The 15891-nt window shown below is 63.8% G+C and carries 17 protein-coding genes; 9 read left to right on the plus strand and 8 right to left on the minus strand.

Going from position 1 to position 15891, the window contains the following annotated elements; translation table 11 throughout:
* Positions 1-107: 107 nt before the first annotated feature.
* Positions 108-1133 carry a Gfo/Idh/MocA family protein gene (locus tag M1D34_RS24635; protein WP_498782868.1) on the minus strand — a complete coding sequence of 342 codons (1026 nt, stop codon included), beginning with the start codon at positions 1131-1133 and terminating at the stop codon, positions 108-110.
* A complete protein-coding gene (locus tag M1D34_RS24640) occupies positions 1126-2118 on the minus strand; it encodes an MDR/zinc-dependent alcohol dehydrogenase-like family protein (RefSeq protein WP_498782870.1) in 993 nt (330 codons plus the stop codon). Before M1D34_RS24640 ends, M1D34_RS24635 begins: the two co-directional genes overlap by 8 nt.
* Between M1D34_RS24640 and M1D34_RS24645 the strand changes: the two genes are divergently transcribed.
* Genes M1D34_RS24645 through M1D34_RS24685 form a run of 9 tightly spaced genes read left to right on the plus strand, consistent with a single transcriptional unit; the run spans position 2111 to position 10992 of the window.
* Entirely contained in the window at positions 2111-2455 is a 345-nt protein-coding gene (locus M1D34_RS24645) for a hypothetical protein (protein ID WP_127514007.1), read from the plus strand. The two genes, M1D34_RS24640 and M1D34_RS24645, sit on opposite strands and share 8 nt — an antisense overlap.
* Complete coding sequence (locus tag M1D34_RS24650) at positions 2452-3558, plus strand: NAD-dependent epimerase/dehydratase family protein (RefSeq protein ID WP_498782873.1); 1107 nt, start codon at positions 2452-2454, stop codon at positions 3556-3558. Before M1D34_RS24645 ends, M1D34_RS24650 begins: the two co-directional genes overlap by 4 nt.
* Entirely contained in the window at positions 3555-4676 is a 1122-nt protein-coding gene (locus tag M1D34_RS24655) for an NAD-dependent epimerase/dehydratase family protein (RefSeq protein ID WP_498782875.1), read from the plus strand. The genes M1D34_RS24650 and M1D34_RS24655 overlap by 4 nt, the downstream gene beginning before the upstream one ends.
* Positions 4673-5803 carry a glycosyltransferase family 4 protein gene (locus tag M1D34_RS24660; protein WP_498782877.1) on the plus strand — a complete coding sequence of 377 codons (1131 nt, stop codon included), beginning with the start codon at positions 4673-4675 and terminating at the stop codon, positions 5801-5803. The genes M1D34_RS24655 and M1D34_RS24660 overlap by 4 nt, the downstream gene beginning before the upstream one ends.
* A gap of 4 nt (positions 5804-5807) precedes the next feature.
* On the plus strand, positions 5808-6938 hold the full coding sequence (locus M1D34_RS24665) for a CgeB family protein (protein WP_498782879.1): 1131 nt from the start codon (positions 5808-5810) through the stop codon (positions 6936-6938).
* On the plus strand, positions 6935-8020 hold the full coding sequence (locus M1D34_RS24670) for a CgeB family protein (protein WP_498782881.1): 1086 nt from the start codon (positions 6935-6937) through the stop codon (positions 8018-8020). The genes M1D34_RS24665 and M1D34_RS24670 overlap by 4 nt, the downstream gene beginning before the upstream one ends.
* Complete coding sequence (locus M1D34_RS24675; RefSeq protein WP_498782883.1) at positions 8017-9135, plus strand: CgeB family protein; 1119 nt, start codon at positions 8017-8019, stop codon at positions 9133-9135. Before M1D34_RS24670 ends, M1D34_RS24675 begins: the two co-directional genes overlap by 4 nt.
* A 19-nt stretch (positions 9136-9154) precedes the next feature.
* Positions 9155-10195 (plus strand): UDP-glucuronic acid decarboxylase family protein, encoded by a 1041-nt coding sequence (locus tag M1D34_RS24680; protein ID WP_498782885.1) that lies wholly within the window; start codon positions 9155-9157, stop codon positions 10193-10195.
* Between the two features lie 2 nt (positions 10196-10197).
* The gene (locus M1D34_RS24685) at positions 10198-10992 is read left to right on the plus strand and encodes a TIGR04290 family methyltransferase (RefSeq protein ID WP_498782887.1); all 795 of its coding nucleotides are present in this window, start codon (positions 10198-10200) and stop codon (positions 10990-10992) included.
* A gap of 97 nt (positions 10993-11089) precedes the next feature.
* On the opposite strand, the gene M1D34_RS24690 is transcribed toward M1D34_RS24685, so the two are convergent.
* The 6 genes from M1D34_RS24690 to M1D34_RS24715 all read right to left on the minus strand — a co-directional run bounded on the left by M1D34_RS24690 (position 11090) and on the right by M1D34_RS24715 (position 15887).
* On the minus strand, positions 11090-11281 hold the full coding sequence (locus M1D34_RS24690; RefSeq protein ID WP_033046178.1) for a hypothetical protein: 192 nt from the start codon (positions 11279-11281) through the stop codon (positions 11090-11092).
* A gap of 39 nt (positions 11282-11320) precedes the next feature.
* Complete coding sequence (locus tag M1D34_RS24695; RefSeq protein ID WP_498782889.1) at positions 11321-11665, minus strand: hypothetical protein; 345 nt, start codon at positions 11663-11665, stop codon at positions 11321-11323.
* 119 nt (positions 11666-11784) lie between these two features.
* Positions 11785-12876 (minus strand): ABC transporter ATP-binding protein, encoded by a 1092-nt coding sequence (locus M1D34_RS24700; protein WP_498782891.1) that lies wholly within the window; start codon positions 12874-12876, stop codon positions 11785-11787.
* A gap of 1 nt (position 12877) precedes the next feature.
* A complete protein-coding gene (locus M1D34_RS24705; protein ID WP_498782893.1) occupies positions 12878-14074 on the minus strand; it encodes a glycoside hydrolase family 172 protein in 1197 nt (398 codons plus the stop codon).
* A gap of 30 nt (positions 14075-14104) precedes the next feature.
* Positions 14105-14953, minus strand: coding sequence for a carbohydrate ABC transporter permease (locus M1D34_RS24710; RefSeq protein ID WP_498782895.1), 849 nt, complete (start codon positions 14951-14953; stop codon positions 14105-14107).
* Positions 14943-15887: a carbohydrate ABC transporter permease gene (locus M1D34_RS24715; protein ID WP_498782897.1), complete on the minus strand. Its 945-nt coding sequence runs from the start codon at positions 15885-15887 to the stop codon at positions 14943-14945. Before M1D34_RS24715 ends, M1D34_RS24710 begins: the two co-directional genes overlap by 11 nt.
* Positions 15888-15891: the final 4 nt, after the last annotated feature.

Genomic DNA, 15891 nt, shown 5'->3' on the forward strand with positions numbered 1-15891 from the left:
CGCATCCCGCGTCTCAACTTCTTGGATTCGATCACGATGTTTTTAGGTCGACCCGACCTAAAAACATCGTGATCTGGGATACGAGTCGCAGCGGACCGCACGCCACCCTACCTCCCATAAATCCTGTCCAGCACATCCGCCACCGTGACCAGATATTCGTTGTCGGGATCGAAGCGCTCGCCTGCGGCCAGCCTCTCGGCCCAGCCGGCCGCCGCGCGTCCACCCCAGGCGTCGGGGGGAACCGCAAGCACCTCGCCTTGCGTGCCGCGATAGCGTTCGGCCGTGAAGTCCAGATACGATCCGTTGACGTTTCTCAGGCTGGCGCCGCCTTCGGTGCCGTAGAAGTCGGCGCTGATCACCGCATCGCACCCGGCCTGCAGATGCCAAGAGCATGCGATCCGGGCGAGAACGCCGTTCGCCAGTTCGACTGTGGCGACCGCGTAATCCTCGACCTCGTCGCCGTCGCGGCGGATGGGCAGACCTTTGGCGAAGAGCCTGCTCTCCACCCGAGCGACGTCCGGGAACCCGAGGACCCAGAGAAGGAGGTCGACCAGGTGCACGCCGAGATCTATGACGCAGCCGCCGCCGGAAAGCGCCTTGTCGTAGAACCACGGCTTGCTCGGCCCGTAGGCATTGTGAAAGGTGAGGTCCACGGCGAACACCGTGCCGAGTTCGCCCGACGCGATCAGGTCGCGGATCTGCCGGATGCCGTCGGTGTAGCGATAGGAGAGATCGACGCTCAAAAGCCTGTCGACATGCCGGGCGGTTTCGACCACCGCCGCGGTCTCGTCGCGCGTGCGGCCGAGCGGCTTCTGGCAAAAAACCGCCACGCCCTGCTCCAGAGCCACGATCGATTGGGCGGCGTGGAGCGCGCTCGGCGAGGCGATCACGATGCCGTCGAGCTCCTGGTCGAGCAGTGCCTCGAGCGAGTTCACGACGGAAGCCTCGGGGGTCAATTCGCGGGCCGCCGCCGCCATTTCCGGCGAAGGATCGAAGATCGCGACGGTTTCGACGGATCCGGTTTCGACCACCGCCTTCATCCGGTGGAAACCGATTCTTCCGACGCCGAGAAAGCCGACGCGGGGGCGGATGACGGCCTTCGGGTTCGTTGAAAGCTGCATTGCGTCACTCATGGCAGATCACCAGCGCTTTGATGAAACCTTCCGGCCGGTCGCGCGTCATGTCGAGCGCGGCGCCGAGTTCTTCGAGCGGGAACCGATGGGTGTAGAGCCGCGAGGGAGAAAACCTACCCGCTGCCGTCGCTTCGATCGCCTCGTTCATGCCGCGCATGTAGACTGCAGGATCGCGTTCATGCGCGTTGATCACGTCGAGGCCGCGCCAGTTCCAGAGCTGCATGTTCACCTGTCGCGGGCCATCCTGGTGATAGCCTGCGACGACGAGCCTGCCGCGCTCCTTCGTCAGTTCGCCGGCAAGATCGAGCGGCCATTGCTTGCCGACCGCCTCGATGACGCAATCGCAGAAACGCCCGCCGGTCAGTTGCTTCACCTCTTCGATGATCCGCCAGTGATCGTCCATGGGGATCACTTCGCTGGCACCGGCCTGCTTGGCCGCAGCGAGCGAAGACGGCCTGCGCGATATCGCTATCACCCGCGCGCCGGCAGCGCTTGCGAGCTCGGTCAGAAGAATCCCGAGAAAACCGATGCCGACGATCGCCACGGTCTCTCCCGCACTGATCGCGCTCCGCCGGAAGATGTTGAAGGCACAGCCGAGCGGTTCGCCGGGAAAGGGCTGATCTGCAAGAGACGCCGGCAAGCGCGCGATCGCGCTCTGATCGGCGATATCGTGCGTGGCATAGGCATGATAGGAAAGCGCCGCCACGCGATCGCCCGGCGCGAAACCGTGCACGTCCTCGCCGACCGCGTCGATAATTCCCCAGCCCTCGTGTCCGAGCGCGCCGGGTTCCGTCGGAAACTGCATCCATTCCGGACCCGCCCAGGGAACGAGATTGGAGGCGCATACGCCGCAGCCTTCGAGCCTTATCCGCACCTGGCCGCGACCTGGTTGCGGCAACGGCAACGTTTCTATGCGCACCGTGCCCGGCCCGGTGACGATAGCGGCGGACATCGTGTCCGTCCGCTGAGATATGCTGATGTTCATGTCAGCTCCTTCCCTCGGTGGAGACCTGTCCGGCAGCCCGAAAAGGGTGTCGCGAGGTCCGCCGGACCCGCCCCTGCCCCGGCCAAAGAAAGCTCTGAGCAATGTTCAAGAGCCTTCCGCCCTTAACTTGATGTTGCAGCTTTTGTTCCTGATGCCCGCAGTTCGCGTGGAACACTCCCGCGAAAGAGAGGTTTGTACCTTGGCACGGGCGACGCCCCGCGGGGGATCAAAGAAGAACATCAAAGAAGAAGAAGTCAAAGAAGAAGGAACATTTGCGACGCAGGTTTGTTGGAGGTTTGTCTCTATCTCTGATTGGTCATCATCAGGTGCATTATGACAAAAGTACTTGTTACCGGCGGCTGCGGCTTCATAGGGCGGCATGTTGTCGAAGAGCTTCTTTCAAGGAACTACGACCTGCGCGTCCTCGATGCGTTGAACGATCAGGTCCATGCGGATGCGCAGGTCACGCTGCCACCGGAAGTAGACATGCGGCGCGCCGACATATGCGACGCAGACGCGGTGAAAAGCGCGCTGAAGGACGTCGATCACGTCATTCATCTCGCCGCGGAAGTCGGCGTCGGCCAGTCGATGTACGAGATTTCCCGCTATGTCGGCGTGAACGACCTGGGCACCGCCGTCCTTCTCGAGGCGATGATCGGCATGCCGATCCGGCGGATCGTCGTCGCCTCTTCCATGAGCGTTTACGGCGAAGGCCTATACGAGACGACGGCAGGCGAGCGCCGTGCGCATATCCGGCGATCCCCCGCCGAGATCAAAGCCGGCACCTGGAACCCGTCCGGTCCTGACGGCGAACGCCTGAGGCCGATCGCCACCGACGAGAACAAGCCCGTCGATCTCGCTTCGATCTACGCGCTCACCAAATATGCGCAGGAGCGTCAGGTCCTCATATTCGGGGAAGCCTATGGCACGGACGCGGTGGCGCTGCGGCTCTTCAACGTCTACGGCGCCGGCCAGGCACTTTCCAACCCCTATACCGGCGTGCTTGCCAACTTCGCGTCCCGCCTTGCCAACGGGCAATCGCCGATGGTCTTCGAGGACGGCCGGCAGAAACGCGACTTCGTGCATGTCCGCGACGTGGCGCGTGCCTTCCGGCTGGCGCTCGAACAGCCGCACGCCGCCGGCCACGTCATCAATATTGGCAGCGGCAACGCCTACGCCATTGCGGACATCGCCTCGCTGCTTGCCGAAGCGATGGGTGTCCCCGAAATCGAGCCGGAGATCATGAACAAGGCCCGCTCCGGCGACATCCGCAATTGCTTCGCCGATATTGCCAAGGCACGCGACCTTCTCGGCTTCGAACCGGCCCACCGGCTCGAGGATTCGCTTGCGGATTTCGCCCAATGGGTCCGCAGCGCCGGCGCGATCGACCGCGGTGCCGAGATGAAACGCCATCTGGAAGCACGGGGGCTGGTCCTATGAGCGGCCGGACCGTCGGCACGGACCGGCATCTGGCGGCGCCCGCTCTTTCCGGCAAGGCGGCGCCGATCCTGGTCGTAGGCGGCAGCGGCTTTCTCGGCTGCAATCTCGCCGACAGCTTTCTGCGCGACGGCGAGCACGTGATCGTTCTCGACAATCTCAGCCGTCCCGGCGTCGAGCGAAACCTCGAATGGCTGGTGGACGGCCACGGCCGCGCCGTCGAGGCCTTGATCGCCGATATCCGCGACCTCGGCGCGATCGAAGCTGCCTTCAGAGACGCCAAGGCGGTGTTTCACTTTGCGGCCCAGACGGCGGTAACCACCAGCCTCGAGCAGCCGACGGACGATTTCGAGACGAATGCCCGCGGCACGCTCAACGTGCTCGAAGCCGCACGCCTGGCCGGGCGCCGTGCGCCAGTCATCTTCGCCAGCACAAACAAGGTCTATGGCGCGCTCGGGCACATGGAGATGCAGGACATGCGGGGCCGCTACATGCCGGCCGACGAAGAGACACGCGAGCATGGCGTCGGCGAGACCCAGCCGCTCGATTTCTGTACACCCTACGGCTGCTCGAAGGGCGTCGCCGACCAGTATGTGCTGGATTATGCCCGCTCCTTTGGCTTGCCGACCGCCGTGCTCAGGATGAGCTGCGTCTATGGACCGAGGCAGTTCGGCACCGAGGACCAGGGCTGGGTCGCCCATTTCCTCATTCGCGCGCTCGCCGGCGAGCCGATTTCGATCTATGGCGACGGCAAGCAGGTCCGCGACATTCTTCATGTCACCGATGCGGTCGCGGCCTACAGGGCGGTCCTGAACTCGATCGACCGCCTGAAGGGGCGCGCCTTCAATCTCGGAGGCGGACCCGGCAACGCCGTCAGCATTGTCGACGTGCTGAGCGAGATCGAGCTTTTGACAGGCCGTAAGCTCTCGACGGCAAAAAGCGATTGGCGCGCCGGCGACCAATTGTACTTCGTCGCCGATACGCGCGCGATCGCCGAAGCGCTCGGCTGGAAGGCCGCGATGCCCTGGCGCGAGGGCTTGCGCGACCTCTATGCCTGGCTTCACGACGATCGGAGCGCGGTCAGCGGGATCCGGCGCCAACCGCGGAGGGTCACCGCATGAGCCTTCCCGCCCTTTCCGACAACGTCTCGGGCCTACTGCCGCGGCGGGTGTTGATGACGGTCGATGCCGTTGGCGGCATCTGGCGCTATGCTATGGATCTCGCTGCCGCCATGCGGGGTTCCGGCGTGGAGACGCTGATCGTCGGCCTCGGCCCGCAACCTACCCCGGAGCAACGGCGCGAGGCGAGCAGCATCGGCCGGCTCGAATGGCTCTCGGCACCGCTCGACTGGATGGTCGAAGACGAGAGCGAACTCGACCGCGTGCCGCAGCTCCTGTCCGAACTTGCGCTCAGGCATTCCGTCGATCTCCTCCATCTCAACCTGCCGTCCCAGGCGGCGCGAATAACGGCCGAGGTCCCCGTCGTCACCGTCTCGCATTCCTGCGTCGCCACCTGGTTCGCTGCGGTGCGCGGTTCCGGTTTGCCGGAAGGCTGGGCCTGGCAGAAGCGATTGAACCGGCTGGGATTCGACCGCGCCGACCTGGTGCTCGCGCCGAGCCGAAGCCATGCCGCGGCCCTGACGCGTACTTACGGTGAAATCCACGATCTCGCAGTCGTCTATAATGCGAGCCGGAATGCATGCTTCGTCAGCGCCAAGGAAAACTTCGTTTTTGCCGCCGGTCGCTGGTGGGACGAAGGCAAGAATGGCGCCGTGCTCGACAAGGCGGCCGCCGACATGGACTGGCCGGTCGTGATGGCCGGCGCCTGCGAAGGGCCGAACGGGCAGCACCTCGCGATCATGCATGCCGATCACGAAGGCGAACTCAGCCACGACCGGACGATGACGCTGATGTCGAGGGCCGCAATCGTCGTCTCTCCATCGGTCTACGAACCCTTCGGCCTGGTGGCGCTGGAGGCGGCGCGCGCGGGCGCTGCACTGGTTCTCGCCGGCATCGAAACCTATCGCGAGCTCTGGGAGGATGCCGCCCTTTTCGCCGGCCCCGGCGATCCCGCCGCCTTTGCCGAAGCCGTCAACCGGCTGACGGAGGATGCAAAGCTCAGGGCCGACCTTGGCCGGCGGGCGCGGCTGCGCTCGGCCGATTTCACCGTCGAGGCCCAGCGCGACGCGGTGCTCGCCGCCTACCGGCGCGTGATGAGCGGGTCCGATCGATTGACGGCAGCGGAGTGAGCGGATGCGATTTCTCTTCTACACCCACTCATTGGTGTCCGACTGGAACCACGGCAATGCGCATTTTCTGCGCGGCATCATGCGCGAACTCATCCGGCGCGGCCACGAGGCCGTAGCGCTCGAGCCCGGTGATTCCTGGAGCCGGCGCAATCTCATCGCAGATCAGGGTAACGGAGCGATCGCGGCCTTCCGCAAGACCTTCCCCGATTTGCGGGTCGGGATCTACGGGACCGATTTCGAGCATGAAGCGGCGGCCGGCGAGGCCGACATGGTCATCGTGCATGAGTGGACCGATCCCGCTCTCGTCGCCGAGCTCGGCCGCATTCGCCTGAAAGGCGGCCGCTTCACGCTCGCTTTCCACGATACCCATCACCGCGCCGTCAGCGCCGAGCGGGACATCGCCCGGCTCGACCTTTCCGGTTACGACTTCGTTCTGGCCTTCGGTGAGGCGCTGCGGGAGCGCTATCTGCAGGCGGGCTGGGGAAGGCATGTCCATACCTGGCACGAGGCTGCGGATACCTCGCTGTTCCACCCGATGCCGGAAGTGGAGAAGCGGGGCGAGCTCATCTGGATCGGCAATTGGGGCGACGACGAGCGCAGCAGCGAGATCATGTCCTTTCTGGTCGAACCGGCGAAAAAGCTGAAGCTCAGGACGACCGTCCGCGGCGTGCGATATCCCAAGACCGCGCTCAGGGCCTTGCGCTCCGCAAAAATCGACTATGGCGGCTGGCTCGCCAATGCCGCCGTTCCGCGGGCTTTCGCCGAGCATCGGGTCACCGTGCACATTCCGCGCCGGCCCTATGTCGAGGCTCTGCCGGGAATACCGACAATCCGCGTCTTCGAGGCGCTTGCCTGCGGCATTCCGCTGATTTCGGCGCCATGGACCGATGCCGAAGGGCTTTTCCGGCCGGGCAAGGATTTTTGCCTTGCCAAGGACGGCAAGGAGATGACGCGCCTTCTGCGCCAGCTGCTCGCCGAACCGGACTTCGCCGCGGAGATGACCGCCTCCGGATTGGAGACGGTCCGGGCGCGCCACACATGCAGCCATCGCGTCGACGAGCTTCTTGCCATCGTGGCCTCCTACAGGCCGCGCTCCGGCACGCGACAGATCATTTCGGAGGAGGTCGAGGTATGAGACTGGCATTTTACGGATCGAGTCTCGTTTCGGCCTATTGGAACGGCGCGGCCACCTACTATCGCGGGCTGCTCCGTGCGCTTGCCGAACGGGGTTATCAGATCACCTTCTACGAGCCTGATGTCTACGACCGGCAGAAGCACCGCGATATCGATCCGCCCTCCTGGTGCAGGGTCGTCGTCTATGACGGGACCGTCGAGGCGTTGAAGCGAGTGGCACAGGAAGCAGCCAAGACGGAGATCGTCGTCAAGGCGAGCGGCGTCGGCTTCGAGGACGAGCTGCTGCTTGCCGAGGTGATGGCCGCGGCAGACCCGGCGGCGCTGAAAATCTTCTGGGACGTCGATGCACCAGCCACTCTGGCCGAGCTCAGGGCCGCACCCGACCACCCGCTTCGCCGCGCGCTTTCCTCCCTGGATCTCGTGCTGACCTATGGCGGCGGCGATCCCGTGGTCGACGCCTATCGCGCGCTGGGTGCCCGCGATTGCGTTCCGATCTACAATGCCGTCGATCCCGAGACTCACCATCCGGTGCCGCCGGATCCGCGCTTTGCCGCCGATCTCGCCTTCCTCGGCAACCGCCTGCCGGACCGGGAGGAGCGCGTGGAGGCCTTCTTCCTCGAGCCGGCGCAAAAGCTCTGGCAGCGGCGTTTCCTGCTCGGCGGATCCGGCTGGCACGACAAGTCTCTGTCCCCGAATGTCGCCTATATCGGGCACGTCCCGACCGCCGACCACAATGCCTTCAACACGACGCCGAATGCCGTCCTGAATATTTCACGCGCCAGCATGGCCGAAAACGGCTTCTCGCCGGCAACCCGCGTCTTCGAGGCCGCGGGCGCCGGCGCCTGCCTGATCACCGACTATTGGGAGGGCATCGAGCTCTTCCTGAAGCCCGGAGAAGAAGTGCTGGTCGCCAGAGACGGCCGCGACGTCGCCGAACTGATGCAGAAGCTGACGGCCGCCGGCGCCAGGGGGATCGGCGAGCGGGCGCTCCGCCGCGTTCTCGCCGAGCATACCTATGCGCATCGTGCCGAGGAGGTGGATCGCGTCCTGCGGCAGGCGCGCCGCATGGAGGCTGCCGAATGAAGCGACCGCTCGACATCGTCATTCTCGGTCTCTCGCTGTCCTCCTCGTGGGGCAACGGTCATGCGACGACCTATCGCGCTTTGCTTCGCGCCCTCGACGCTGCCGGGCACAAGGTGACGTTCCTGGAACGGGACGTGCCCTGGTATGCGAGCAACCGCGATCTGGCCGCCCCGGATTTCTGCGACCTCGTGTTCTACACGGACCCGGACGAACTCGTCTCAAGGCATGCGCACAGGCTTGCCGGCGCGGATGCCGTCGTCATCGGCTCCTATGTGCCTGATGGCGTGGAGGTCATCGACGCAGTCGCGGATCTCGGACCGAAACGCCTGTGCTTCTACGACATCGACACGCCCGTGACGCTCGCCAAGCTCGAGCGCGGCGACGAGGAGTTTCTCGCGCGAAGACAGGTTGCGGCATTCGACATTTATTTTTCCTTCTCCGGCGGCAGAACGCTCGACCGGCTGCGGGACGAGTTCGCGGCGCGGCGGCCGGTACCCCTCTATTGCGCCGTCGACCTGGACGCCTATCGCAATACCGGGGCGGCCAGGGAGTGGGACCTCGGCTATCTCGGCACCTTCAGCCCCGACAGGCAACCCGCGCTCGAACGCCTGTTGATCGAGCCGGCGCGGCGCTTGCCGGACATGCGCTTCGTCGTCGCCGGGCCGAGCTATCCTGACGACATCAACTGGCCGGCAAACGTCGAGCGCATCGAACATCTGCCGCCCGGCAGACATGCCGAGTTCTACAGCCGCCAGCGATTCACCCTGAACGTCACGCGGGCCGACATGGTGGCGGCCGGCTGGTCCCCGAGCGTTCGCCTCTTCGAGGCCGCCGCGTGCCGCACGCCGCTCGTCAGCGACTGGTGGGAGGGGATCGAAAGCTTCTTCCCGGCCGGCGAGGCCGTGATCATCGCGCAGAACAGCAGCGATGTCGTCACGGCATTGACGAGGCTCGGCGAAGAACAACGCAAAGCACTTGCCGATTGCGCCTATCGACGCGTCGCCGCCGCGCACAGTTCCGCGGCGCGCGCACGGACCTTTGTCGAGGCAATCGAAAGCGTCGCCGCTAGGACCGGTCTCGCCACCAGGCGTTCCGAGCGGCGGCTTCCGGTTTAACCCGAAAGGAGAACGGCCGATGGCTAAAAGAAACAAAGCAAGCCGAGGAAAGATCATCCTGGTTGCCGGCGGGGCCGGCTTTGTCGGATCGCACCTTTGTACAGCACTTCTAGGCGCCGGCAACCGGGTGATCTGCCTCGACAGCTATCTCACCGGCTCCCCTGCCAATCTCATCGGCCTGCAGTCGAACCCCTATTTCGCCATGGTGGAACAGGACGTCTGCGATGAAATCGACATCGATGAACCGGTCGACCAGATCTACAATCTGGCCTGCCCCGCATCGCCGCCGTCCTACCAGGCCGATCCCATCCACACGATGATGACCAGCGTGACCGGGACGGGAAATCTCCTGCGGCTCGCCGAAAGGCACGGGGCCACGTTTCTGCAGGCCTCCACAAGTGAGATCTACGGCGATCCCGAGGAGCATCCGCAGCAGGAGAACTACTGGGGCCACGTCAATTGCACCGGGCCGCGGGCCTGCTACGACGAGGGCAAACGCGCGGCCGAAGCCCTGTGCTTCGACAGTCTGAGGGCGGGAAGCGTCGACACGCGGGTCGCTCGCATCTTCAACACCTACGGTCCGCATATGCGCCCCAATGACGGCCGGATCGTTTCGAACTTCATCGTCCAGGCGCTGAGGAACGAGCCGCTCACTGTTTACGGCAGTGGCGAGCAGACGCGCTCCTTCTGCTACGTCTCCGATCTCGTGGACGGACTGATCCGGCTGATGAACCGCAAGGAGAACCCTGCCGTACCGGTGAACCTCGGCAATCCCGGAGAATTCACCGTCATCGAACTGGCGGAGCTGGTCCTCTCCAGGATAGAGACGGCCTCGACGATCGTCCATGAGCCGCTGCCGGCGGACGATCCGCAGCGTCGCCGTCCCGATATCGCGCGCGCCAGGAAGCTTCTCGGCTGGGAGCCGAAAGTTCCTCTGGAGGAGGGGCTGACGCATACGATCGCCTGGTTCCAGAGCGCACTTGCCGGAAGCCGCGCTGAACGCCGGTCCGGCCGCACCCGGCGCCAGCCACAACTTTCCATCGTCACTCAGGATCTGTGATCATGGTTCAGCAGACGAAAGACCGAACGGCGATCGCGCAAGAGATTGCGGCGCTCGGTCCCTGGTTCCACAACATGCGGATCGGCGGCATCGAGACGGCGCCCGGTCACTTCCTCGGCGACTATCCCGCGGTGAAGTGGAAGGCCTTCAGGCATGTCGTGCCGGAGGACCTCGAAGGAAGGAGCGTCCTCGACATCGGCTGCAATGCGGGGTTCTACGCGCAGGAGATGAAACGCCGCAATGCCGGACGCGTACTCGGCATCGACTCGGACCCGCACTATCTGCGGCAGGCGAAGTTTGCCGCGGAGCAGGCGGGGCTCGACATCGAATACAGGCTGATGTCGGTCTATGACGCGGCACGGCTGCGCGAGAGGTTCGATCTGGTCATCTTCATGGGCGTTCTCTATCACCTGCGCCATCCGCTGCTGGCACTCGACCTCCTCTACGAGCACGTCGTCGGCGACCAGATGCTCTTCCAGTGCATGCAGCGCGGGTCGGATTCCGTTGCAAGCCTCAAGGGTGATTACGATTTCCGGGAGTGGGAGATCTTCGACCGGCCCGACTATCCGAAGCTGTTCTTCGTCGAACACCGCTTCGCGGATGACCCCACCAACTGGTTCATCCCCAACCGCGCCGGCGTCGAAGCGGTGCTGCGAAGCGCGGGGTTCGTCATCGAAGCCAATCCCGAGCGGGAAGTCTATCTCCTGCGGCGCGGCGAGCGCCCGTATCTGGACGAGCCCACCCTGAGGATCCTCGGAGGTTCGGCAGATATCGGGAACAAGGCGCGACTCGATTGAATGACGGCTGCGACTGACGAGGCCGAGCCTCTGGCCTGCAGGCCAGAGGTGCAATTCACCGTCGCGTTGGAGCTGACGACCCGTCCCCTGCCGGACCTCATCCGAAGCGGCGAAGCTGCGCAGCTTCCTTCTCGAGCAGGTCGGCCACCTCCTGAAGCGTCATATGCGTCACGCAGAGATGAATCGCACATTCGAGAAAGCGCGTCGACGAGCGCCGCAAATACATGGCTTCCTCGCGAGCGGCCAGTTCCGATAGAGGATCTTTCGATGGGCGTCGACGGTCAGGCATTTGGAGACTCCTTCGATTGGCTTGTTTGAAGAACCGCTTTCACGGCGAGAGAAGCCCGCCGGCGTAGATCAAGCCGCCTATCACGATGGCCATGGCTACAATGGCCAGGCTCAGCCCCAGCCGTTGCCTGTTCGGTCCGGCGGTCTCCGCCGCTGCAAGCGGCCGCATCGCGTCGTTGTACTCGGTAGAGGTATCGGCCGGCCTCCCCTCTGACTGCCCGGCCCTGGCGGTTCTGACCGCTTCACTGCCGGGAGGCATACCGCCTGCTTCGTCGTCAGTCTCGAGCGGCGCCGCCGCGGGGTCGAAGCCGCGCTTCTTGTCACCCGTCCTTCCATGCTGGATGTCGCCGCGCACCTGCGCAGAACTGCTTGCCGGCTTGGACATGGTCGCTCCTTTCCGCTTCGCGACTCAACCGGCTTTCACGGTATTTGTTCCCTGCTCCTCCGCGGCGTCAGGGCCCGGCCTGACCGGCACCCACCGGCGGCGAGGTCGCGCGGCCGGTTCTACGGACTTGCGGGCGGAAAACCGTTTCGCACTTCTCCTGGAAGCGCTCCAAGCCGCAGGGTGGTCTGACCGTCGAAGAAGTGAAAATCAGCGGAGGCAAAGGCGAGGCCGATCTCGTCACCGGGTGCGAGGCTGGTGCGTTCGCGAAGCAACATCGCCAGTTGCGCTCCGCCAAGCTCCACCAAAAGGTGTGTTTCATCGCCCGTCGGTTCCACGATCAGCACCTTGGCGGAGGGGCCGTCAGCGCCGACCTGCAGCTTGTTCGGCCTTATTCCCGCGACGGCCGGCCCCTTGTGAGCCAGATCGGGAGCAGAAATGATGATGCCGCCCGGCGCTCGGAACGTGCCGTCAACGATCTCGCCCTCGATGAAGTTCATCGAGGGACTGCCGATGAAGCTCGCGACGAAGAGATTGCGAGGATAGTCGAAAATCTCCAGCGGCGTCCCGATCTGCTCGACATTGCCGTCGCGCATGACGACGATGCGGTCGGCCATCGTCATGGCTTCGATCTGGTCATGCGTCACATAGATGCTGGTGGTGCGCAGGCGCTGGTGCAGGCCTTTGATCTCGGCACGCATCTGCACTCGGAGCTTCGCGTCGAGATTTGAGAGGGGTTCGTCGAACAGGAAGACTTCCGGACGGCGGACGATGGCCCGCCCCATGGCGACGCGCTGGCGCTGGCCGCCGGAGAGCTGCCCCGGATAGCGGTCGAGCAAGCCGTCGAGGCCAAGCATGGTAGCCGCTTCGCCCACCTTTCTCTTCTGCTCGTCCTTGGGGAGGCGGGCCAAGCGAAGCGCGAAGGCCATGTTCTCGGCAACGGTCATGTGCGGGTAGAGCGCATAGTTCTGGAAGACCATCGATATGTTGCGGTCTTTCGGAGCGACCTCATTGACGATATCTCCTCCGATCACGACCGCTCCGTCGGAGATTTCCTCAAGGCCCGCGATCATCCGCAGAAGGGTGGACTTGCCGCAGCCCGACGGGCCGACCAACGCGACGAATTCGCCGTCGGCGATCTCTGCCGAGACACCATGGACGACTTCCAGCGCGCCAAAGCGCTTGACCACATTCCTTATTTCAACGCTGGCCATCTCAGCCTCTCGCCTTTTTCATTGCCGCTTCCATGTTGTGGAACGGTCGGCGATAAGTCGGTACCCGGTCCGTAACATCGGGGAACTTGCCGAAGGGCTTATGCGGCTCGGCCTGGTACCAGAAGGCGACGGAGGAGATATCGTCGCCGCGGCGGTTGGCATGGCCCCGTTCGATCGTCACCCGAATGGCCTTGTGGAAGATGGCGGGATCTTCGATGTGCCAGCGGTAGAGCGTGACCGGTTCGGTCCAGTTGGGGCCGCCGGCCGCGATAATGCCGTGATAGGGCGCGCTATAATCCTGGGTCGGACACCAGGCGGTGTTGAAATAGTCTTCCGTGCCCGTGCCGTGCAGGGTCGGTGGCCAGGCGTCGTTGGCACCTGGTTCAGACTCCGGCCGCGGTTCGATCAACGCCGCTTTCGGGCCGATGCGCGGATCGGGCTTGCGCACCGTATCCGGTACCGACAGTCCCTGCTCGCCATCGATGAAGATCATGTCGTCGCCTTCGCCATACCAATCCCAGACCTCGGAACGGCGCCGCGAGTAAACGCTGTAGAGTACGCCGACGTAATGGCCGCGCCCTTCGGCCTCAAGGATCGTGTAATTCTCTCGACCATCGACGTTCTCGCCGCCGAAAAGGAACTGTTCGTTGGTCAGCCCGGCTTCGCTCATACCGGTCGGCCGTGCCTGGCGGTAATGCGCGTGGAAACGGCCCATGTCCTCCTCGAGGACATCGTGAAGCTCGAGATCGATATAGTAGTAGAAGAGGAGGTCGTGTTCGGCCTCGTTGGTGACGGTGAACTTCATTTGCGAGCCGAAGGGCATGGGGAAGTAGCAGTTGAAGGCCTTGCCATCCTCCGGGCTCGCCTGCATCGGCAGGCTTGCATAATTGGCGGTGCGGGCATGGCCCATGCCGAAGAAGTCGCCGACAGGCGCTTCGATGCTCGGCTCCGTCTCACCGTCCCAGTAGGCCCTGAGCACGATCTTGCGCAGGAAGTCCTCGCTCTCGCATGCGAGCGTCGCCCAGATATGGGTGACGATGCCGGCACCTTCGTATTCGCCGATCACCACCGTCTTGCCGGGTTCGATGTGCAGCCTGTCGTCGTTGCCGCCGGTGCGGTCATGGCTGGAGAAGCGGCGCGTTTTCGCTTTGCGCAGCTTCGCGAGACCGCGAAGGGGCGAGAGGCCGGCATTGGTCATTCGAATTGCTCCTGTGTAATCGCTCGCAGCTCACTTGAGCCCGCTGGTCTTGAGGGAATCCATGATCTGCCTCTGGAAGATCACGAAGAGGATGAGGGTCGGGATGGCGACGATCGTGGAAGCGGCCATCATGTAGTTCCAGGATGCCGAATACTGGCTCTTGAAATTCGCAATCCCGAGTTGGACGACCCAGAGATCGGGGTCCGAGGTGATGGTCAGCGGCCACAGGAAGGAATTCCAGTTGGCCAGGAAAAACAGGATCGCCAGTGCCGACATGATCGGGCGGCTGAGCGGGAGGATGACGCTCCAGTAGATCCGCCAGTAACCCGCGCCGTCGATGCGCGCGGCTTCCTCGATTTCCTTGGGCAGCGACAGGTAATACTGCCTGAGAAGGAAGATGCCGAAGGCGTTGAAAATCGCCGGGATGATCAATCCTGCGTAGGAGTTGAGCATGCCCATGGCTTTGACGATGACGAAGAGCGGCACGATGATCACAGGCAGCGAGACCAGGAACGTCGAGAAGATCGACAGAAACATCACCTCTCGGCCGGGAAATCTCAGCCGCGCCAGCGCATAGCCGGCCATGGTGTGGAAGAACAGCGCCACGACCGTGACCGTGGCGGACACGAGGAAGCTGTTGACCATGTAGCGGATGAACGGAACGCCGGTCAGCACATAGATGAAATTGTCGAGCGTCGGTGCCTGCGGGACGAGGTTCGAGGAGAACGACTCGGCGGCCGGCTTGAAGGCGATCGACACCATCCAGAGGAGCGGAAAGAGCGTCATGAAGGCGAGGATCGCGGTCACCACCATCCAGAGGCCACGGACCAGCGTGACCTGCGATCGGGAGAAAAAAGGCTGGGGACGCTTACTGCTCATGATGGAACCGTCCTCCCCGCGTAAGGGCAAAGAAAACAGCCGTCACGATCATGAGGGCCACGACCAGGATGGAGGCCATGGCTGCCGCATAGCCGAAGGCTCCGAAACCGAAAGCCTGCTGATAGATATAGACGATCAGCACCGACGTGGCGTTCGCAGGCCCGCCCTTGGTCATGACGTAGATGATGTCGAAGGCCTGCGCGCCTGCGACGGCCGCGACCATGGACACCATGATCACGAAAAAGCTCGTGGGCTTGAGAAGCGGCAGCGTGATGAACCAGAAGCGGGCGATGGCACCCGCCCCGTCGATCATCGCCGCCTCGTAATATTGACGGGGAATGTCCTGCAGACCGCCCAGGAAGATCAGCATGTAGAATCCCATCAGGAACCAGACGCTGACCAGGACGATGGTGATCAGCGCGAAGTTGGGATCGCCGAGGAGGGAGATGCCGCCGATGTCAAGAGCGGCGGTCAGTCTGCTGACTACGCCGATCTTGTCGACCACCATGAATTGCCAGACGAGCGCGACGACGACGAGGCTGACCATGTGCGGCGCAAAGAACATTGAGCGCATGATCGCGTTGAAGCGATTGGTGCGCTGCACGAGAAGGGCAAGGCCCAGCCCGCATACGTAGAGCAGCGGGACCAGCATGACGGCGTAGAGCGCGGTGACCCTCGCTCCCTTCCAGAACAGCGGGTCGTTCCACATGCGCAGGTAATTCCTGGCGCCGACGAAGGAGTAACCGCCGAAACCGTTGACCTCGAAGAGGCTGAGCACCAGGGATAGCGCCATCGGGACTCCGAGAAAAATGAACAGCCCCAGCGCATCGGGCAGCACAAAGAGATAGCCCGCGATCCATTCGCGATGCTTGGCGGAAAGGCGGGTTCGGCCGGCGTGCCTGCGCCGCGCGGCCGATTGGGCAATCGTTGTCATGGCA

This window comes from Ensifer sp. D2-11 (assembly GCF_054161295.1).